Below are 20,886 nucleotides of genomic sequence, written 5' to 3' on the forward strand. Positions count from 1 at the left end.
GTCCCAGTGTGGCTGATCTTCCTCTCAGAACAGCTAGAGATCGTCGCCTTGGTGAGCCTTTACCTCACCAACTAGCTAATCTCACTTGGGCCTCTCTTTGCGCCGGAGCCTAAGCCCCGTTTGGTCCGAAAACATTATGCGGTATTAGCAGTCGTTTCCAACTGTTATCCCCCTCGCAAAGGCAAGTTCCCAAGCATTACTCACCCGTCCGCCACTCGTCAGCGATGTGCAAGCACATCCTGCTACCGTTCGACTTGCATGTGTTAGGCCTGCCGCCAGCGTTCAATCTGAGCCATGATCAAACTCTTCAATTAAAATCGAAAAACTATATATATGAATCGTCGGTTGACACTCTTAACGAGTGCCCACACAGATTGTCTTGTTATAAATTGTTAAAGAGCAATTTTGTCAATCGGACTTGCCGATTGGCACGCTTTTCAGCTTTTCAAAAAATATTTTGCAAAGCAAAATATTTTCTGGTCTCACTGACTACCCGCTGGTCTCAGTGAGTGCTTCAGTTCTTTGAAGCTTTAGAAGACCTATATAAGGTTTTCCTAATTTCGCTCAAGACCTTGTCTCAAGCGGGATGCGTATGATACTTTGCATCCATTTTTTGTCAACCATTTTTTGAAAGTTTTTTAAATTTTCTGCTTTGGTTGCTCCCTCAGACAAGCAACTTTTGTTTGGTCTCTGTCTGAGGAGGCGCGCATTTTACGCAGATAAATGTGAACGTCAACTCTTTTTCAGAAAATCTTTTAATTATCTTTTATGTCGTTCGTGTTTGAGGCTTTCATCGTTGCATCAGCGTTATCTGATTCAGTTTCAACGTCAGCGGCTTTATCAGATTCCTTGAAGTCTGCATCTTCTTCATGATCTCCAACCACATCTTCGAGTGTGACCTTATCAACCGTTCTAAAGGTATTGATTGGACCGGCTAACGCATACAACGCAAACACAATAAACAATACTAAAGCGGGTTCGGTTGCAACAATAACAAATACAAACATCACTATAAGGATGGCAACGAAAGGTACTTTGCCGTGCCAATTCACTTCTTTGAATGAATTGTACTTAAAGTTGCTGACCATTAATAAACCAGCAAGACTGGTAACGATTGCAACAATAAACCCGTAATCGTCACCGTTAACCTCGTACTCGACTCCGACCCACACCAGTCCAGCTACCAGTGCTGCTGCGGCAGGGCTTGCTAAACCCTGAAAAAACCGTTTATCAGCAATTCCCACCTGCGTGTTAAATCTGGCGAGGCGCAACGCGGCACCTGCTACATATATAAAGGCAGCCAGCCAACCTAATTTACCTAGGTCACTAAGACCCCAGTTGTATGCGACCAATGCGGGTGCAACACCAAATGAGACCATATCAGCCATGGAATCATACTCTGCACCGAAATCACTCTGTGTATTGGTGATCCGCGCAACTCGTCCGTCTAAGCCATCAAAGATCATGGCGACGAAGATGGCAATAGCGGCAGCTTCAAACCGCCCATTCATCGACGAAACAACAGCAAAAAAGCCGGAGAAAAGTCCGGCAGTAGTCAGCAGGTTGGGTAAAAGGTAAATTCCCTTACGTTTATTGTCAGGCATAAAACCTCAGTTTCGAAAAATTTGCGCCATTATTTCATAAGCTACTGGTTTAAAACAGCAGTCAGACTAAAAAGCTATTCAAGTATTAAACTCAATACACTTATAAGCGCTGACATACGATACGGATTGATGAATTTGATAAAATTTGACCAACTCAGTTTTAGCTTTTGCTCAAATGAGACAGGCAATTACTATTAAAATGAAAAGAATTAATGAGTTACATCATTATTTGATCGGCGAGGAAAAATTCATGAAGTCTGGCAAATTAGCTTTAGTGTTGTGCTCCCTATGTTTTGGACAAGCTGTATTCGCGGAGGATACAACCTGGAACTTTGCTGATGTAGCTGACACAGGTAACTATTATGGAAATCAAATCAACGTTTCCCAAAGTGGCCAGAATTTAACGGTATCAGCATGGGCTGACAGCGGCGTTACCTGGGGTAACGATGGATACGGACGACTCAATGGCACCATAGAATCTGCGCGTGTCGACGCAAACTCATGGGGCCTGCTCAACTATAATAGACTGCACGACTATTATCATGATGGTAAAAAGGCCGACGGTCACATGATAGACAACAGCCTTGGTACAGACATGCTGTTGTTTTCATTTGACGAGGCAGTGTCCGTTACCAACTTAAATCTTGGATGGGCCCAGGATAGTAATAAACGTGGCTATTCAGATATATCTATAGCAGCCTTTAGCGAACTTCCGTCGCTGAATGGCAGTAACTGGAGTGATGTCGTTAACAGCACAACACTGACCTTTTCTTCAACCTTCGCTAACGTATCAACCGGGGGTTACGATCTCTCCAGCATTGCCACTGAAGCGAGATATTGGCTGATCGGTGCATACAATTCAGTTTTTGGAACTGCTGACAAAGCCGGCAAAGGAAACGACGGGTTTAAGTTGCTAGCGTTGACTACGCATGCGAAGCAACCGACTAGTGATGTACCCGCTCCTGCAACTGGTGCCCTTATGGCAGCGGTGTGTGCATTAGTTATATATCGAAGACGAAAGCAATAATATTTCCTCGTGGTTCTTTTATACCCCACGCAAGCAGGTCTGCGTTCTGTGGGGTATCTTCACCAAAACAACGCTACCTTAACTGACATCCTTTTATCGTTGACAATTTTTACACCGCAATTACGCTACCAAAGCTCTATTAGCAGAATCTTAGAACATTTTTTTTCCTCAAGTTCCGATTTTATAAGACATTTAATTAAAATTTTTTAATTAAATCTTAATTGGCACACGAATAAAGCTGTCAGTTTTCTTTACATATATTCGTGAAATATTTACAGCCAACAAACGCAACCATTTGTAAAACATAAATTTAAAATGAATGGCACAATATATGCTTATAAATTACTTGCATGGTTAAGGAGCAGGATATGAAATTGGGTAAAGGCTTTTTTGCAGTAATTACATTGTGTTTAGGTTGTGCACAAAATGCATTCGCAGACGATACAACTTGGAATTTTAGAACTTCTGGACAAAGTTATGGTTCGGGAAATTATCACGGTAACAATATTTCGCAAACACAAGGCGGATTATCTGTTTCAGTAACAGCATGGGCAGATACAGGATTTAACTGGGGGTCTTATACCTTTACAGATAAAGTTGAGACTGCGACAGTGGCATCTAACTCAAATGGGTTATTAAATTACAACAGGGCGTATACCTATGGTCACGACGGACATGCTGTTGATAACGAAACCCGCACCGACATGCTGCTCTTCTCCTTTAGTGAAGCAGTTTCTCTTACCAGTTTAGATCTCGGCTGGACAAGGGATGGTAGCAGTCATGACCATGCTGACCTATCTATTGCTGCATTTAGTGAACTTCCAACGTTTAGCGGAAATAGTTGGAACGACATTGTAAGCGACTCACTTAACGTTTATTCAGGCAGTTTCGGAAACGTAACCAAAGGTGGCTATAGCCTCACAGGTATTGCTGCAGAAGCCAAATATTGGCTGATCGGTGCCTACAACTCAGTGTTTGGCCTTGCCGATGGTGCAGGTACAAGCCACATCGACCAATTCAAAATTGCTGCACTGACCACCCATTCGCGTGAGCCTGATGGGGATGTCCCTACCCCAGCAACTGGCGTACTGATGGCACTTGTACTGGCCGCATTTGCCTATCGTAGACGCTCAGCGTAATTCATAAATATTCATAGTTAGCAAAGCCCCGTCTCCACGGGGCTTTTTTATTTCAAGTAACTTTATTACACTCTTTAAATTATATTGAGGCTTTCATTAGGAGTTGACGTGAAAAAGGCCCTTTCTATTGTATGGCTGTCTACCATGTTATTGGTAAATAGTGTCCACGCTACGGTGGCAGAATCTTATGACAAAGCATTACAGGCCTTTTCTGAGGGGGAGGTGCAAGACGCTTACATTCTTCTTAAAAACGTCTTACAGCAAGACCCTTCACATTTACCATCAAAGCTACTCATGGGACGTATTTTACTGATTGACGGACATATCCGGGATGCGATCATTGAATTTGAGGAGGTACTGGATGCCGGGGCGGATGAAAATCTCGTTTTAGCGCCACTTTCTCGTGCGTATTTGTTTTCAGGAAATTACGATAAAATCTATGAAATGTTGCGCAATCAAAACATTCAGGGTGAAACCAAACTCGCTGTCATCCTGATTGCAGGTAACGCGCATGTGCGTGAGAACGACAGGGACGAAGCTATCGCGCTGTATGAGAAGCATTTGCCACAATTCAGCACCTCTGTTCCTCTATTAACCAGCCTGGCTACTCTTTACATTGATAATGACCGTTTAATAGAAGCGGAAAACCTGCTGACACAGGCACAACAGATTCAGGCGCGCGATCCGGACATGCTATTAGTTCAGGCAAAATTAAAAGAAAAACGAGAACAGTTTGATAGCGGCATGGCGCTTTACCGACAGGCCTATGCTATTGCTCCGGACAATCCCTCGGTTATGCGCGCTTTAGCCAGTGCGCTAGCTCAGCGAGGGGAATATGCAGAAGCAAGTAAGTTGGTCACTGAAATCGAAAAACAGACGCCTGGAGATATCCAAAATAAACTGTTAAAAGCCAGAATTCTGGCGTTAACTGAAAATCAATTGGAAGCGGATAAAATTTTAACTGAACTGAGTGAGCAACTCAGTCTTCTCACTGACCAGCAACTAAACCAAAAACTAGAGTTAAGCCTGATTGCGGGTGTGGTTGCTTATATAAATGGAAATTTTGATTTAGCCAGTACTTCACTCTCACGTTATTTGTCAGACAGAGATGCAACGCCTGAGTTGTTAGGCATGTTAATCGATTCGTTGCTCAGAGTGGGTTACGTAAAAGATGCATTAAATATTCTGAAAAAGCACGAAAGCGTAGTGGTAAAAAATGTTCACGTGGCAAGTCTGGCGTGTGAGTTATATCTGACTATTCGCAGAAGGTTCAAGTGCGAACAATTGTTGCCTGCGATAGAAGCAAATTTTCCCGACACACCAGAACTGGCAATTTTGCGAGCAAAAATGTTGCTAAGTAAGGGTGAGCGTGAGCAAGCATTGGCATTACTTGACAGCAAATTGGCGGATTCTGAAAGAGAAGAAGTATTGCAATTGAAGACGGTCCTGTTAAGTCAGCAAGATTCGTTTGAGAGTGCACTTACCTATGCACAAAAACTTACTGAACGCGAACCCGATAACACCGGATATCAGGTGCTTTTGGCTGAGGTGCTTATCCGTCTGGGACAAGTTGACCAAGCCAGTGAAATTATTGATGCGGTGCTAAAAACCAACCCCACCATGATTGGCGCAGTGATTGGTAAGGCGCGCATAGATTTTGCCAATGGCAACGTTGAACGTGCCAATGCAGGGATCAGAAAGGCATTGGACATTGACAAAAACAACGTCTCTGCCCTTTTATTAGCCGGCCAACTGAACATACTTCAGAAACAATTTGAACAGGCGATTGAATATTTAGTCTCAGCCAAGGCGATCAGTAAAAATGACGTGCGTCCTCGAGAGCTGCTTGTCTCTGTATATCAACAGCAAAAAGATTACCGAAACGCGCTAAGCGAGATAAATCAGCTGTTGGCCATCGAGCGCCTCTCCGCTACTTATACCCTCAGAAAAGCTGAAATACTGATTGAGCTAGGCAGAAAGTCTGACGCGCAGAAACAACTGGATATCGTATTTGCTCACTGGGCAACACAGCCTCAGCAACTAATTCAACTAAGTAAGTACCAAGTCTCTGCAGATGATCTACCAGGAGCAGAGAAATCCCTACAAGCCGCCGTTGAACATAGTAAAGATGAGATTATTCCATATCTGGAGCTGGCCAGATTTTACATCCAGCAAAATGAGCTAGCCAAGGCTGAGTCGCAGGTAAATAAAGCTGTTGAAATCTTTGGTAACACACCAAACACTGCGTTAATTCAAGGTGAACTTAACCAGGAAAAGGGGCAGTTTGCACAGGCGTTTGCATTCTACAAGTCCGCACACCAAACCAATCCCAATTTTAGTCTGGCGATGATCCGCATGTATGAAATGGCACAGCAGGGCCACCAGCGGGATGATACCACCGCGTATTTGAGTGAATTTATTCAGCATCAGCCGCAAAACTATTTTGCCCAACATTTGCTCGCTGATATTTACTACATGGATAGAAACTTTGCCGAAGCAGCGCCGCTATATGAGGCGCTGTTGAAAGTAGATGGCTTAGCCAATCGACATTTTGTGCTGAATAACCTTGCCAATATTTATGCAGGAAAAGATCTAAAACGCGCACATGATTTCATTGATAGGGCATTGGAAGTCACCCCCGACTCAGCATCATTGATAGATACTAAGGGCTGGTTGCTTGCACTATCTGGTGAACATAAAGCAGCGCTGGATAAACTTCGACAATCCTATACGCTTAATTCCTCTAGCCCAACGCTTCATTACCATCTGGCTTACACGCTGGCTAAACTTGGTCGAAATGACGAAGCGCTTACGGTTTTTGCGGATAACAAGACCTTCGAGAAAACCTTCCCGGAAAAGGAAAAAGCCAAAGCGCTGCAAGAGTCTTTACAATAAAACTCTATTTGTCTAACTGATTCACCCGGCATGATTTAACCATGCATGCAGCGGCTAGTGCCGCTGCACATCAGACTGACACAACCAACCTATCGTTATTTGCATCAATTCTAATGGTGGTATCGGGTAGCATGTCTCCTGACAACAACTTTTGGGCGAGCGGATTTTCAATTTGCGTCTGAATTGCTCTTTTTAATGGTCTGGCTCCAAATACTGGATCAAATCCCGCTTCCGCAAGTTTATCCATGGCCTGAGCCGAGAGCTCAAGTTTAAAGCCTTTATCAGCCAGTCGTTGACGTAGTGACGCCAACTGAATTTTCGCAATGGCTTTGATTTGTTCTTTACCCAGAGGATGAAAAACGACAATGTCGTCGACGCGGTTAATAAATTCTGGCCTGAAATGCTGACTGACAACGTTCATAACCGCCGCTTTCATTTCTTCGTACTGACTGTCATCACTCTTATCCTGGATGACATCCGAGCCTAAGTTCGAAGTCATGATTACCACAGTATTCTTAAAGTCGACGGTACGGCCCTGACCATCGGTCAAGCGACCATCATCAAGTACTTGCAGTAAGATGTTGAAGACATCTGGATGTGCCTTCTCTACTTCGTCCAACAGGATCACCGAGTATGGTTTTCGTCTCACTGCCTCGGTCAGATAGCCGCCTTCTTCGTACCCCACGTAGCCCGGAGGCGCGCCAACCAGTCTGGCCACCGAATGCTTTTCCATAAACTCGGACATGTCGATTCTGACCATTGCTTCCTCAGTGTCAAACATAAACCCAGCCAATGCTTTACACAGTTCGGTTTTCCCTACCCCTGTCGGCCCAAGGAACAAAAACGATCCTATCGGTCTATCAGGATCAGCCAGTCCGGCCCTGGAGCGCCGAATCGCATTGGACACCGCGGTAACGGCTTCGCCTTGCCCGACTACCCGCTTATGTAGCACTTCCTCCATGCGCAATAGCTTTTCGCGCTCCCCTTCAAGCATTTTCGCTACTGGAATTCCGGTCCATCTGGAAAGTACATAGGCGATTTCTGCATCAGTGACTTTATTTTTTAAAAGACTGGTTTCCCGAGTCTCGTTTTCAGCTGCTTTTTCCAGTTTCATTTCCAATTCGGGAATGCGGCCGTATTGCAATTCTGACATCCGACTTAAATCAGACGCCCGCCGCGCAATCTCCAGATCAAGTTTAGCTTGTTCCAATTCAGACTTAATGGTTTGCGTGCCTTGCATGGCCTCTTTTTCTTCTTTCCAGACGGTCTCCAGCTCGGCGTACTTATTTTCCGCCTGTTCTCGCTCCAACTCAATTATTTCAAGGCGCTTATGGCTGGCTTCATCGGTTTCCTTAGCCAGCGCCTGTTCTTCCAGTTTTAACTGAATAATCCGACGTTCCAAACGGTCCATCTCTTCAGGTTTTGAGTCAATTTGCAATCGGATACTTGAGGCTGCTTCATCGATTAAATCAATTGCTTTATCGGGAAGCTGACGATCACTGATGTAACGATGAGATAAGCTGGCAGCGGCTACAATCGCAGGATCGGTAATATCGACTGAATGGTGTAATTCATACCGCTCTTTTAATCCACGTAAAATTGCAATGGTGTCTTCTACTGAGGGCTCGTTGACAAGCACTTTTTGAAAGCGTCGTTCCAGTGCCGCATCTTTTTCGATAAACTGACGGTACTCATTTAACGTAGTCGCGCCAACGCAATGTAGTTCACCTCGGGCCAAAGCAGGCTTAAGCATGTTGCCTGCATCCATAGCACCCTCACCTTTCCCTGCTCCCACCATCGTATGCAACTCATCGATAAACAGGATCACACGGCCTTCTTCTTTAGATAACTCGTTCAAGACCGCTTTAAGTCGTTCTTCAAATTCACCACGGTATTTAGCGCCCGCTACCAATGCGCCCATGTCTAATGCTAAGACCCGTTTATTTTTTAAACCCTCTGGTACTTCACCGTTGATAATTCGTTGGGCCAGACCTTCCACAATCGCCGTCTTACCCACACCCGGCTCCCCGATTAATACAGGATTATTTTTGGTGCGACGTTGCAGTACTTGAACGGTACGACGAATCTCTTCATCACGGCCAATAACAGGGTCGAGTTTGCCCTGTTCAGCCCGCTCGGTTAAGTCTGTGGTAAATTTCTCAAGTGCCTGGCGGACATCTTCTGCGTTAGGATCGGTAACTTTTTGGCCTCCCCGCATGCTGTCGATGGCGCTTTCGATTTTTTCTCTGGTGGCCCCTAACTCTTTTAAAATTTCTCCGAGGCGACCTTTATCCTGAAGTGCTGCTAACACAAAGATTTCCGAGGTAATGTATTCGTCTTTGCGTTGCTGAGCAATTTTGTCACACAAATTCAGCAACATTCCGCTGTCTTTGCTAAGCTGAATGTCACCCCCAATTCCTTCTACCCGAGGAATTCGTTCTATGGCCTGACTCAACGCTGAACGAAAGCCATTCACATTCAATTTTGCCTGATCCAGTAGTGGCCTGACAGAGCCCCCTTGCTGATTCAGCATAGCGGTCATTAAATGGACAGGCTCAATAAATTGATGATCACGCCCTAATGCCAACGATTGGGCATCTGAAATTGCAAGCTGAAATTTGCTGGTAAATCTGTCAAGTCTCATAGCAGATCTCTGTTAATTTACGACAATTAATTTATGGGTATTCAGAATGTTGCTTTCAAGAGAGTAGTCGAAAATTACGTATTACGACTCAGCATTTGTTAATGCCAATTACCGAAACCATGCGGCCCGTTGCCTGATGTCCTTGATGCTGCGAACGACGATGAGAAAAAAACAGCGATTCGTTTTCGTAAGTACATAGCGAAGACAGGGTGACATTTGTAAGACCGAGTGAATGCAACTGGCAGCGTGCAATTTCAGGCAAATCAATGTAAGCCTTTTCTAATGATCTTGCTTCAATGGTATGTGGCCATTGAGTGAATTGGCCGGAAAAATCAGCATCAACCTCAAAACAGTTTTTACATATAGCTGGGCCTATCCAGGCCAGACAGTCTTTAGGGTTCGAATCCATTGAGTGAAGTGTGTTTTTAATAATACCATTGGTCAAACCCTGCCACCCCGCATGAATAGCAGCGACTTCGGTGCCCGACGAGTTGGTGATGAGTATTGGAACGCAGTCTGCCGTCATGATCGCACACCAGTATCTGCGACTTGTGCTGATTGATGCATCTGCAGTGTCGGAAAGGTATGGCAAGGTCACACAAACATTACTGTGAGTTTGATTTAACCAGCACAAGCGATTTGAAAAAGGTAACAGCGATCTGTTGTGCAAAACCCTGTCAGGGTCATCGTCAACGTGTAAGGCAATATTATTTTCGGAGTAGGGTTCACCGTGAACTGCAAAGCCGCTGTTATTTAACCGGGTGGAAACATAGGCCGTGATGTTATCCGGCCTATCCCATTCAGGTGAAAACCACGCGTAATTAATAGTCATCTAACGGATTTATTTTGGTGTCCTCGCGCACAGTGTTAATTAATGCAACCATGTCTTGCGGAAGGGGCGCCTGCCACGTCATCCACTCCTCAGTTTCTGGATGGTGCAAAGAGAGTTGTGCAGCATGCAGAGCCTGGCGTTTAAAATTACGCAGTGTATTAACAAATTCTTCAGAGGCTCCTTTCGGCAATCTTGGGCGTCCACCGTAGGTGATATCGCCTACCAGGGGATGTTTGATATGCGCCATATGTACACGAATTTGGTGGGTACGTCCGGTTTCCAATTTCAGTCTCACGTGGGTATGTGCGCGGAATTTTTCAATCACGCGATAATGAGTTACTGCTGGTTTGCCAGTTTCGCGCACAGCCATATGCGTCCGCTTTGTTGCATGCCTGCCAATCGGCGCATCGACTAAACCACCCGCTACCATAGTACCCAACGCCAAGGCCTCGTATTCTCTGCTCATCGTACGTTGTTGTAACTGTTCGACCAGATGTGTTTGCGCAGTGACTGTTTTAGCCACCACCATCAAGCCGGTCGTGTCTTTATCAAGACGATGCACAATCCCCGCCCTGGGCACTTTATCGATATTGGGTACATGCGCTAACAACGCATTAAGCAAGGTTCCATCCTGATTACCAGCGCCAGGATGAACAACCATATCAGCCGGTTTATTAATGATTAAGATGTGCTCATCTTCATAAACGATATCCAGCTTGATGTCCTGTGGCTTACTGGTCAACTGAACTTCAAGTTCTGCATTAAGTTCGATTAATTCGTGACCATTTACCTTTTGCCGAGGAGTATTGATAACTTCACCATCAACAACCAGTTTTCCTGCCTGTATCCAGCTTTTTAACTTCGAACGAGAATATTCCGGGAACAAATCCGCAACAACCTGATCTAATCTCTGTCCGAAGTGGCGAGATTCTGCTTCAGCCTGAAGGGAAATGATGTTTACATCGGTATGGTTTTGACTCATAACACCTGAGTATTTGCTAAAACCATTATTATAACAAGATTTGTTTCAGATCGCGGCAAACTTTATTGCTTTTATGTGGTGCTTTAAAGTCTGATTGCGTTAGAATGCTCTCAATCAAATATGTCGCAATAGACATAATTAAATAAAATAGCAGGAATGTAATACGCTATGAGATCGATACGATTTATTATGCCCGTGCTATTGGGCGCGGCAATTAGCTTATCTGGGTGCAGTTCATCCACAGACGAAGAAAAGCTGGCAATGGCTAACATGGGTGCGCAGCAGCTTTATGAAAGAGCGAAACAAAGCATGGCAGCCGGAAATTTTAGTAATGCTGCAGAGACATTAAGCACACTTGATTCGCGTTACCCTTTCGGACCATTATCGCATCAGGTCCAGTTAGATTTGATTTACAGCTACTATAAGGCAAGTAAAACGGACGAGACTCTCGCCACGATTGACCGTTTTTTACGCTTGAATCCGAACCATTCAGACGTTGATTATGTTCGTTACATGCGCGGACTAACCAATATGGATGCAGAAAATAATCTGTTTCAGGATTTAATGGGGATTGACCGCGCTGATCGAGATCCGGAAAAATCACGTGAAGCATTTAATGATTTTAGAAAATTAATTGAAGAGCACCCTGACAGCAAATACGCTGCGGATGCGCAAAAACGCATGGTTTTTATTAAAGATCGTCTGGCACGTTATGAAATTGCTATTGCACGTTTTTATATGCGCAGACAGGCCTATGTAGCTGCAGCGAACCGCGGACGTTATGTGATTGAGCATTACCCAAACTCAGATCAAGTCCAGCAGGCATTAGAAATTATGGTTTCAAGCTACACCGAACTGGGATTGGAAGAACTAAAGCAAAATGCAATGAAAACCTTGAAACTTAATTATCCTGATAGTGATTTCATCAGTTAATTATAGTTAAAAGTAAAGGTGGCTGGAGGGGTTGAGTAAGTTTGTCAATCCCGTTGAAAATACCACCGGCTTCTCAAGTACGGTAAAAACCAAACACCCCTGCTCTGCATTGCAAACTGGGGTCTTGGAGGCCTCCTCCTTAATTGCTACGAAGTCCCCTTTTTTGTGTACTTTTCTCCCTTCGGAGAGTTCACCATCAATAATTAACCAATACGCTTTTCCCACGTACTGGTGTTCCGGAATGTGCCCGCCTTTCTCCAGATACATAAAACTAGCCTGCCAGCTACTATTAAAATCGATGGCTGTTTGCCACGTTTTGCCGGCTAGATAGGACCAACCTCCCGCCTTGAGTGCATATTTTCTCAAAGTTCGAGGTAGCTGAAAGCGCATACCGTCGAGATGGATGTATTGACTATGTTGAGAGTATGGAAGAGAGGATTGAGTAAAGTACGCACTTGAGGAAGTAATCCCCTCAAACATTGAATCAAGTTTGTGCTGACGCAATACAGGCTCATTCAAATGAAACACCTTTGCCGCCAACAATTCGGTTTTTTGCTGAAGCTCGTCCCTGCACCACTCGCACATATCAACGTGTGCAGAAACCAATACTGATTCTTCAGGTGACAACGCCCCTTCTGCGAACAAAGTTAATTGTTCGCCAGTGGGGTGAAAATTAATCATCGTCGTTAAGCATACCTTTCAAACGTTGTAACGCTAAGCGAGTACGGGATTTCACCGTCCCAAGTGGAATTACAAGTTCATCTGCCACTTCCTGCTGTGATTTACCATCAATGTAAATGGCTTCAATCACTGCCTGCTGTTTAGGTGGAAGAGATTCAAACATAAAACCAATCTGTTCCAGCGTAATTTGTTCATCCAGCGATGCTTCTTTAAGATCTGCTGTTTGTTCACATAAGACTGGCCACAGGTCATCTGAGCACACATCTTCTTTACGGTTCTGCAATTTACGCAACATATCGAAACGGATGTTTCGTGCAATGGTGAATATCCAGGTGGATGGCGAGCCTTTTTCCGCGTTAAACAAGTGGGCCTTTTGCCAGACGTTAGACATAGTGTCTTGCACAAGCTCCATCGCCAGCGCCTCATTGCCCATTTGCTTAAGTGCGTAGGAGCGCAGACGGGGTGCAAAATAACTAAAAACTCGGCCAAATGAGGCTTTACATCGAGTCTCGGCTACTGCAACGATATAATCAGACATCTCGCTTGCACAATCTCTCGGTTTAATGACACTGTTGCTTTGTTCCAAAGGAATTCCAACTAACATATAGGTTCATCCGCGTTTTCTGAAATGATTGTCAGATCCTAAGCACAAAGATTTAAAGTGTTATCCCACCACAAGTGACCTCAACTCACGACACTCGGGTAACCTCATCTGCCATCACTGCGTGCAATGCAGATAAATAACTTAACAACGGTTTTGCGTCTTTTTGTACTAAAAACTGTTGTTTTTTTTCTGCGTCAATTGGTAGTAACTCTAACCACCTAAACAAAACCCAATTTGCTTCATGGTATTTAAGCTCATCATATTGTTGAGCTAAATCCTTAAATTGCGCAAAAACTTCCTTTAAATATTCGTCCATAGGAGCGATCTGTTGAGCAGGTTGCTGTGAATGCCAAATCTGAACTTTTTCGCAATTTGCAAATTGTAGCCCGTCAGATTCAGTCACCACATCGGTCACCTCAACACAATAGTGTCCAGCAACCTTTATGCCAAGTAGACCATCCGGTAACGTATTAAAGTCAACCACACGGACAGCGGTACCTATAGGAAGAACGCGCTCATCTCCAGCTTGGCTAACACGTGCATTATGCATGCAAATTACAAACATCGAATCTGTCGCGCACGCATGCTTAACCATACGCATGTAGCGGGGCTCAAAGATACGCAACGACATTCTACCACCCGGTAAAATGTGCGCAGACAAGGGAAAAATTGGCAGCTTTTCCGCTTTCATTAACACCGTAAAAGATTTGCAGAATTTGCCTAGCTACGCTATCGACTAATATTTGGATCGTTATAGTAACCCTTGTTTAATAAGGGCTGGCAAAGTGATCTGGTTAAATAGAAACTATGTATTGAAAACTAAATAAATTTTTATCAATTCATGAATCCCGTTGACGCATTTTGTAAACATTTTGAGCAGTTCCACCGAAGTTCCCCCTCTGACTTGCGAAAATTCTACACAGAAGATGTAGAGTTTATAGACCCGGTAAATCACCTGCATGGTTTAAACAATTTAGCCACTTACCTGTCAGCACTTCGCGACAAGGTTGAGGAATGTACATTTTGCATCCACTCCATCAGTGAAAGCGTAGATAGTGATATAAAAGTGTGTTTTGTAAGCTGGACCATGATGATGAAATTATCCTCATTACCTACTAAGCCAATTGAAGTAGAGGGCGTTTCACACTTAAAAGTGAAGGCTGACGGAATTTTCTTTCACCGCGATTACTTTGATGTAGGTCAGCTGGTCTACGAAAATATTCCATTATTAAAGTGGGTCATCAAAGCCATTAAATCTAGATTAAGGGAAGCGTAATGTCACACTTACCTAAGCAACAACAACGTTTACTTGTTACTGGTGCCACGTCAGGAATAGGGTTGGAATTGGTCAAACAGGCTGTTCAACAGGGCTGGTCAGTTACTGCATGCGGTCGAAATCAGGAAAAATTACAAACTTTAGAAACCTCGTTAGGGGTGAAGACGCTTCAATTTGATGTAAGTAAGGAAGAGGAAACGGCCCAGATATTAGCCGACGTTGACTGGGATATTGCCGTACTCAATGCGGGTACCTGTGAGTATGTCGATATAGATCAGTTTGAACCAGCGATGTTTCAGCGGGTATTTAGTGCAAATTTCTTTGGTGTGGTGAATTGTGTAGCAGCCCTGCTTCCCACTGGTAAACCAGGCAAGTCTTTTGTCATCGTAGATAGCATGGCCCGCTTGTTTCCCTTTACCCGGGCAGAAGCCTACGGCGCGAGTAAAGCCGCGCTGCACTACTTCTCACAAAGCCTGAAGGTTGATTTAGACGCAAAAAACATCAAGGTGCAAACCGTATCGCCTGGTTTTGTTGAAACCCCCCTCACTGACAAAAACGACTTTGAGATGCCGATGATTATTTCGGTAGAAAAAGCCGCGAAAGCATTGCTTAAAGGTATCGAAGATAAAAAAGACGAGATCACGTTCCCTACCCGCTTTAGTGTGATAATGAAGACATTGAATATGCTACCGTCATCTTTACAACATTTTCTTGCAAAAAAAATGCGCAGTAATATGTGAGTTCACCAATGACAAAACGAAGAATTGCCGTAGTTGGCACAGGTATCGCTGGTCTTACTTCAGCGTATCTTTTGAGCCGGCGCAATGATGTCACCGTTTTTGAAGCGAATGATTACATTGGAGGACATACCGCCACCAAAACAGTTTCAGTAGATAAGCAACAGTATCAAATTGATACCGGCTTCATCGTCTATAACGATTGGACGTATCCTAACTTCATTCGTCTACTGGAAAGATTAGATGTGCGCAGCCAACCTACCGAAATGAGTTTTTCCGTCCATTGTGAAACCAGCAAGCTTGAATACAATGGCAATAATCTCAATTCACTGTTTGCGCAGCGTCGCAATCTTTTTAAGCCTCGTTTCTGGAGGCTGGTAAAAGATATCGTTGCTTTCAATAAGGCATGTAAGCAACTTATTGCCAATAAAGAAGACGTCAGCGGTCGTACGTTATCTTCGTTAATTGAAGAGTTGAAACTAAGCCCGTTATTCTCCACGCATTATATTCTTCCTATGTGCGCGGCAATCTGGTCGTCCAGTCTGGCACAGGCAGAGAAATTTCCGCTGCAGTTTTTCCTGCAGTTTTTCAATAATCACGGATTACTCAACATCAATCACCGCCCCCAGTGGCGCACCATTGCTGGCGGCTCTTCTCAGTATATTGAACCGTTAATAAAGCCTTTTGCAGACAACATAAAATTATCCACCGCCATAGCGCAGGTGGAGACCACAAATGAGGGCGTTATTCTGATTGATGATGCGAGAAACCAATATCAGTTCGATGATGTTGTTTTAGCATGTCACAGTGACCAGGCTCTTTCCATGTTGAAAAATAACAATGCTGCTTATCAGGACATATTAGGCAGTATGCAATATGCAAATAACGATGTGGTATTGCATACTGACACCAGCTTATTGCCAGATAGAAAACTAGCCTGGGCAAGTTGGAACTACCGCCTTAAACAGAATGAAAATCGGGTTAGTTCAGCGCCTGCATCAGTGACTTACAACATGAATATTTTGCAGCGTTTAGATACAAGTAAAACATTTTGCGTGACGCTTAATGATAGTGCTTCGATCAAGCCAGAAACGATCTTGGGCAGTTACTGCTATTCACATCCGCAGTTTAGTCAAAAGATGATCCAAGCGCAGCTTCGTAAAGAAGAAATATGCGGAAAACAAAATATTTATTTCTGCGGAGCATACTGGTACAACGGTTTCCATGAAGATGGTGTCAGAAGCGCGTTAGACGTGTGTAAGAAGTTTGGGGAAGACATGTAATGCAAAGCGCAATTTATCATGGAAACGTTTTTCATCAACGATTCCGCCCCACCCGACACGCCTTTAACTACAGTATGTTCCTGTTCTGGCTAAAGCTAGATGAAATTGATCAAATTTGCTCAAGCGTGAAGTATATTTCTACCTCCCGACTTTCACTTGTTCAGTTCAGACGACAGGACTATCTGGGTGATGCTGAAGAATCACTGGCGGTGGCCGTTCGTAAAAAAATGTCAACGTTGCACGGGTCGCCGTTAGTCGGCGATGTTTTTTTGCTTGGTCAATTACGTACACTGGGTTTTTATTTCAGCCCAGTAAACTTCTATTTTTTGCGCAATATTCATGGCACTTTCACTCATATGTTAGCTGAAGTCAGCAATACGCCGTGGCATGAAACACACTGTTATTTGGTCGATTTAGACAAACAGGAAGACAGCCCAAAAGCATTTCATGTTTCTCCGTTCAACCCCATGGATATGGTTTACAAATGGCGAGTATCAGCGCCAGATGAAAAACTGTCTATTGCACTGGATTGTCATCAACAGAAGAAAGACTTCACGGCTGGATTAACGCTACAGCGTCAGCCTTTGACAACGCAAAACCTTAGAAAATGTTTGTTTAAAATACCTGGTATGTCGATTAAAACCGTCGTTGGAATCTACTACCAGGCACTAAAATTATGGCTGAAGGGTACCCCTTTTTACCCTTATGCTTCAGAAAAACATGGGGCTACACATGGCGACAAGTGAAAATATCATTACTTCCACACAAACACTGACGCTCGCGCAAAAAACGTATCGGCGGATATTTTTTAAAGCGCTCAGCCAGATAAAGTTTGGCAAAATTACGATAGAGGAACGAGGAGAAGAAGTTGTCAGCTTCGGTCAACCAGATCGCGGCTTACACGCCCATGTAAATATACTGTGTCCTACTGCCTATCGACATTTGCTGCTGGGAGGCAGTGTGGCGTCAGGTGAAACTTACATGAACGGATTATGGACCACACGAGATTTAACTGCGGTCATACGCATTTTTGCCCGAAACTTACCCATGCTTGATCAGTGGGAACAAAAGTTCAGATGGCTCACTATGCCGTATTGGAAAATCCAGCATTTCCTTAACCGAAACTCGCTCGGTCAGGCGAAGCGCAACATTGAAGCGCACTATGATCTGGGTAACAGGCTTTATCGAACTTTCCTTGATGACAGTATGATGTACTCATCTGCTATTTATCCAGATCCCAACGCATCGCTTGCTGAAGCACAGCAACATAAGTTACATACTATCTGTGAAAAACTTCAGTTAAACGAAGACGATCATCTGTTGGAAATCGGCACGGGCTGGGGCGGTTTAGCTATCTATGCGGCAAAGCATTTTGGTGCAAAAGTGACCACAACGACGATTTCCGAAGAGCAGCATGCCTATGCAGCCAATTGGATTGAAAAAGAAGGCCTTAATCACAAGATTACCTTGTTGAAACAGGACTACCGAGATTTAACAGGTACCTATACCAAGTTAGTATCGGTGGAAATGATTGAGGCAGTAGGTCATCGATATCTGGATACTTTTATTAATAAATGCAATTCTCTACTTAAGGGTGATGCACTTATGCTGTTGCAATGCATCACAATCGACGACAGACGATTTGAAAATTACGCAAACAGCGTAGACTTTATCCAGAAATACATTTTCCCTGGAGGGTTCTTACCCTCGATTGAGGTACTGAATACGCACTTTAAGCGCAGCAGCAACCTGGTCATCCGGGACTTGCATGATATAGGTTTAGATTACGCCAAAACGCTGAACGATTGGTATCACCGTTTTATCCAATCGAAGGATGAGTTGACTCAGGCCGGTTATGATGAGCAGTTTCATCGCTTGTGGACGTACTACCTAAAGTATTGTGAAGGCGGCTTTTTAGAAAGAACGATCAGTACCGTGCAAATCGTGCTATCGAAGCCCGGTTTTCACCAGGCTATTAAGCGAGTGTAATCACTCGCCCTCTTCAATAACGGATATGGGCTTAGACAGCATAGGCTTACCCTGATTAATATTGATTTCGACACGTCGGTTGCGTGCTCTCTCAAGTGGGGTACTTGCCTCATCAATCAGCGGTTCTGTGCTGGCTTTTCCGACAACGCGCATACGCGCTTCATCAAACCCCGGTGCACGGCGAACTTCTTCTGCCACCGCAACGGCGCGTTGAGCGGATAAGTCCCAGTTCGAGCGGTATAGCTCGTTAGAGATATTCTGCCCATCGCTGTGTCCGGAAATTTCTATTTCGCCTGGTACATCGGCAAGGATCAATCCTATTTTCCGTAGGATTGGAATAAACTGAGGTTGTAAAAATGCTGAACCTGCTGAAAACGACCCATTCTCACGAATACGAATCGTAATTTGTTGCCCCAGCGACTCCATTTCAATTGACCCGTCCAGGATTTGCTTTTGCAGCTGTTGCGCCACCTTTTTCATGAGTTCGTTAGATTGGTCTTTACTTTCGCTTTGCTGAGCTGATGAAGACTGATCTGTCGCGGTTTGCTGAGACTGACCACCACGCTGAGTACCCCGTTGTTTCTGACGGCCTCCAGCGTTGTCTTCGTCACCCGCTTGAAATTCCAGCATTTGCTGGGTCATTTCGATTGTCTGTTGCTGAATATTTTCTATTGGCGTAGGGTCTGGACGCCCCGGACGAAATTCCATCGCGATAACACTGGTACCTTTGGGAATATCTTTCACTTCAATTTTATTCTGCACCCCGAATGCAAACTTCATTGAGCCCGCTATCTGTTTAAACTTAAGCACATCCATTTCTGAGAAAGCCAGAAGCAAAACGAAAAAGCACATTAACAGAGACATCAGATCAGCAAATGTCCCCATCCACGGGGGCAGTCCCTCAGGAGGACATTTTGGACATTCTTTCTCTTCAGCCATGCTCGGTTACTCTTCTTCCACGCCAACACCACGCTTGCTGGCGGCAAGGTAGTTTTTCAAAATTCCTTCAATAACACGCGGGTTCTGGCCATCGGCAATACCGACAATTCCGTCAAGGATGAGGCTTTGATTTAGCTTTTCTTCCAGTGCCCGATTATTCAGCTTTTTTGCAATCGGAATACACACCACGTTGGCAAGAAAAGCGCCATACAGTGTTGTTAGCAGAGCCACAGCCATGGCAGGCCCTATTGCTTTTGGGTCATCCATATTGGATAACATCGCGACCAGACCGATAAGCGTGCCGATCATGCCCATCGCCGGTGCAACATCGCCCATGCCCTTGAAAATTGAAATACCAAAATCGTGTCGCTCGCTGGTCATCATCACATCCTTATACAACGTAGCGCGAACCACATCGATATCGTGACCATCTACCAACATGTCGACGCCTTTCTGCATGAATGGGTTACCGATTTCAGCCTCTTCAAGAGCCAGGAATCCCCCTTTTCGGGCCGCGTCAGCCATTTCGACAATTTTTTCAATCAGCTCTTCAGGTGTGTCAATTTTGAACATGAAGGCTTTTCCGGCAACCTTACCTGCGCCGAAAAACTGCCCTAAGGTGAATTGGGAAAGGGTAACAAATAAGGTTCCGCCAAACACGATTAATACGGAAGGGACATCGGCAAACATGCCTAAATCTCCACCCATCACCATGGCCATGACGACGAAGCCGATGGCACCTAATATGCCTATGACGGTTGCTAAATCCACCTAATCCTTCCTCATTTTTCGTGCAAACAATAATTTGGTACTGACTGAACGTATAGATTTACTAAACAAAAAAGTCGTTCGAAACAAACTTTGCCAGCTATTCTATCGGCAATATAGAGAATTTCTATAACCTAATTAATGATTTCTGGGGAATTTTCACTCGCGTCAACCAAATTAGCATAAAATCAAGCGTTGGCAGGGTGAGCATGACAAACCATTTGACCCACAGATGCCCCTCGTTTATTGTGCGCGTTCCCGATATTATCAATGACGGATGACGCAACGTGGCTGAAAAGAAAAACCCGCCTTCATTTGAAGAGACGCTCGCACAACTGGACTCCATTGTAAATGAGATGGAATCAGGAGATTTGCCTTTGCAGGATGCGTTAGAAAAATTTGAACAGGGCATCAAGTTGTCCAGAATGAGTCAAAAAGCATTGGAAGAAGCGGAACAAAAAGTTCACATCCTACTGAATGAACAGCAACAGGAAACGCTACAGAAATTCACCCCAGACGACACTGATGCTTAATCTGTTGCGCAGCAATAACG

19 protein-coding genes and 1 rRNA gene are annotated in these 20,886 nt (G+C 44.4%); 10 read left to right on the forward strand and 10 right to left on the reverse strand.

Features of this window, described 5'->3' with window-relative positions:
• Both HCJ96_RS02500 and pssA read right to left on the reverse strand, forming a co-directional pair.
• Positions 1 to 314: ribosomal RNA gene (locus HCJ96_RS02500) — 16S ribosomal RNA — on the reverse strand; the annotation flags it as partial.
• Positions 315 to 755: 441 nt separating this feature from the next.
• Positions 756 to 1,604, reverse strand: coding sequence for a CDP-diacylglycerol--serine O-phosphatidyltransferase (gene pssA, locus HCJ96_RS02505; RefSeq protein WP_169209474.1), 849 nt, complete (start codon positions 1,602 to 1,604; stop codon positions 756 to 758).
• Positions 1,605 to 1,854: 250 nt separating this feature from the next.
• Between pssA and xdp1 (HCJ96_RS02510) the strand changes: the two genes are divergently transcribed.
• The 3 genes from xdp1 (HCJ96_RS02510) to prsT all read left to right on the forward strand — a co-directional run bounded on the left by xdp1 (HCJ96_RS02510) (position 1,855) and on the right by prsT (position 6,665).
• Entirely contained in the window at positions 1,855 to 2,631 is a 777-nt protein-coding gene (gene xdp1, locus HCJ96_RS02510) for an exosortase-dependent surface protein XDP1 (RefSeq protein ID WP_169209475.1), read from the forward strand.
• Between the two features lie 368 nt (positions 2,632 to 2,999).
• Positions 3,000 to 3,770, forward strand: a complete 771-nt coding sequence (gene xdp1, locus HCJ96_RS02515) for an exosortase-dependent surface protein XDP1 (RefSeq protein WP_169209476.1) — start codon at positions 3,000 to 3,002, stop codon at positions 3,768 to 3,770.
• Between the two features lie 108 nt (positions 3,771 to 3,878).
• Complete coding sequence (gene prsT / locus HCJ96_RS02520) at positions 3,879 to 6,665, forward strand: XrtA/PEP-CTERM system TPR-repeat protein PrsT (protein ID WP_169209477.1); 2,787 nt, start codon at positions 3,879 to 3,881, stop codon at positions 6,663 to 6,665.
• 70 nt (positions 6,666 to 6,735) lie between these two features.
• Here prsT and clpB read toward each other — a convergent pair whose 3' ends face one another.
• From clpB to rluD, 3 genes are all read right to left on the reverse strand, one after another.
• Positions 6,736 to 9,309, reverse strand: a complete 2,574-nt coding sequence (clpB, locus tag HCJ96_RS02525) for an ATP-dependent chaperone ClpB (RefSeq protein WP_169209478.1) — start codon at positions 9,307 to 9,309, stop codon at positions 6,736 to 6,738.
• Between the two features lie 88 nt (positions 9,310 to 9,397).
• On the reverse strand, positions 9,398 to 10,141 hold the full coding sequence (gene pgeF / locus HCJ96_RS02530; protein ID WP_169209479.1) for a peptidoglycan editing factor PgeF: 744 nt from the start codon (positions 10,139 to 10,141) through the stop codon (positions 9,398 to 9,400).
• Complete coding sequence (rluD, locus tag HCJ96_RS02535) at positions 10,131 to 11,123, reverse strand: 23S rRNA pseudouridine(1911/1915/1917) synthase RluD (RefSeq protein WP_169209480.1); 993 nt, start codon at positions 11,121 to 11,123, stop codon at positions 10,131 to 10,133. Before rluD ends, pgeF begins: the two co-directional genes overlap by 11 nt.
• A gap of 168 nt (positions 11,124 to 11,291) precedes the next feature.
• On the opposite strand from rluD, the gene HCJ96_RS02540 reads away from it, so the two are divergent.
• Positions 11,292 to 12,056 (forward strand): outer membrane protein assembly factor BamD, encoded by a 765-nt coding sequence (locus tag HCJ96_RS02540; RefSeq protein ID WP_169209481.1) that lies wholly within the window; start codon positions 11,292 to 11,294, stop codon positions 12,054 to 12,056.
• Between the two features lie 6 nt (positions 12,057 to 12,062).
• Here the strand turns inward: HCJ96_RS02540 and HCJ96_RS02545 are convergent, their stop codons facing one another.
• The 3 genes from HCJ96_RS02545 to HCJ96_RS02555 all read right to left on the reverse strand — a co-directional run bounded on the left by HCJ96_RS02545 (position 12,063) and on the right by HCJ96_RS02555 (position 14,032).
• On the reverse strand, positions 12,063 to 12,737 hold the full coding sequence (locus HCJ96_RS02545; RefSeq protein ID WP_169209482.1) for a ChrR family anti-sigma-E factor: 675 nt from the start codon (positions 12,735 to 12,737) through the stop codon (positions 12,063 to 12,065).
• On the reverse strand, positions 12,730 to 13,341 hold the full coding sequence (locus HCJ96_RS02550) for a sigma-70 family RNA polymerase sigma factor (RefSeq protein ID WP_169209483.1): 612 nt from the start codon (positions 13,339 to 13,341) through the stop codon (positions 12,730 to 12,732). The genes HCJ96_RS02545 and HCJ96_RS02550 overlap by 8 nt, the downstream gene beginning before the upstream one ends.
• Before the next feature lie 85 nt (positions 13,342 to 13,426).
• The gene (locus HCJ96_RS02555; protein WP_169209484.1) at positions 13,427 to 14,032 is read right to left on the reverse strand and encodes an LON peptidase substrate-binding domain-containing protein; all 606 of its coding nucleotides are present in this window, start codon (positions 14,030 to 14,032) and stop codon (positions 13,427 to 13,429) included.
• A 150-nt stretch (positions 14,033 to 14,182) separates the two neighbouring features.
• Between HCJ96_RS02555 and HCJ96_RS02560 the strand changes: the two genes are divergently transcribed.
• From HCJ96_RS02560 to HCJ96_RS02580, 5 genes are read left to right on the forward strand one after another with little or no spacing between them, the layout of a single operon-like run.
• Positions 14,183 to 14,617, forward strand: a complete 435-nt coding sequence (locus HCJ96_RS02560) for a nuclear transport factor 2 family protein (RefSeq protein WP_169209485.1) — start codon at positions 14,183 to 14,185, stop codon at positions 14,615 to 14,617.
• Complete coding sequence (locus HCJ96_RS02565; protein ID WP_169209486.1) at positions 14,617 to 15,357, forward strand: SDR family NAD(P)-dependent oxidoreductase; 741 nt, start codon at positions 14,617 to 14,619, stop codon at positions 15,355 to 15,357. Before HCJ96_RS02560 ends, HCJ96_RS02565 begins: the two co-directional genes overlap by 1 nt.
• Before the next feature lie 8 nt (positions 15,358 to 15,365).
• Positions 15,366 to 16,637, forward strand: a complete 1,272-nt coding sequence (locus tag HCJ96_RS02570; protein ID WP_169209487.1) for an NAD(P)/FAD-dependent oxidoreductase — start codon at positions 15,366 to 15,368, stop codon at positions 16,635 to 16,637.
• Positions 16,637 to 17,383 carry a DUF1365 domain-containing protein gene (locus tag HCJ96_RS02575; protein ID WP_169209488.1) on the forward strand — a complete coding sequence of 249 codons (747 nt, stop codon included), beginning with the start codon at positions 16,637 to 16,639 and terminating at the stop codon, positions 17,381 to 17,383. Before HCJ96_RS02570 ends, HCJ96_RS02575 begins: the two co-directional genes overlap by 1 nt.
• A complete protein-coding gene (locus HCJ96_RS02580) occupies positions 17,370 to 18,626 on the forward strand; it encodes an SAM-dependent methyltransferase (protein WP_169209489.1) in 1,257 nt (418 codons plus the stop codon). The genes HCJ96_RS02575 and HCJ96_RS02580 overlap by 14 nt, the downstream gene beginning before the upstream one ends.
• Here HCJ96_RS02580 and HCJ96_RS02585 read toward each other — a convergent pair whose 3' ends face one another.
• The gene (locus HCJ96_RS02585; protein ID WP_169209490.1) at positions 18,627 to 19,565 is read right to left on the reverse strand and encodes a flagellar motor protein MotB; all 939 of its coding nucleotides are present in this window, start codon (positions 19,563 to 19,565) and stop codon (positions 18,627 to 18,629) included.
• A 6-nt stretch (positions 19,566 to 19,571) separates the two neighbouring features.
• Positions 19,572 to 20,336, reverse strand: coding sequence for a flagellar motor protein PomA (pomA, locus tag HCJ96_RS02590; protein WP_169209491.1), 765 nt, complete (start codon positions 20,334 to 20,336; stop codon positions 19,572 to 19,574).
• A 284-nt stretch (positions 20,337 to 20,620) separates the two neighbouring features.
• Here pomA and xseB point away from each other — a divergent pair, with 284 nt between their 5' ends.
• Entirely contained in the window at positions 20,621 to 20,866 is a 246-nt protein-coding gene (gene xseB / locus HCJ96_RS02595) for an exodeoxyribonuclease VII small subunit (RefSeq protein ID WP_169209492.1), read from the forward strand.
• Positions 20,867 to 20,886 lie beyond the last annotated feature (20 nt).

The organism is Alteromonas ponticola (genome assembly GCF_012911815.1).
In the GTDB taxonomy this organism is placed as follows: Bacteria; Pseudomonadota; Gammaproteobacteria; order Enterobacterales; family Alteromonadaceae; genus Alteromonas; species Alteromonas ponticola.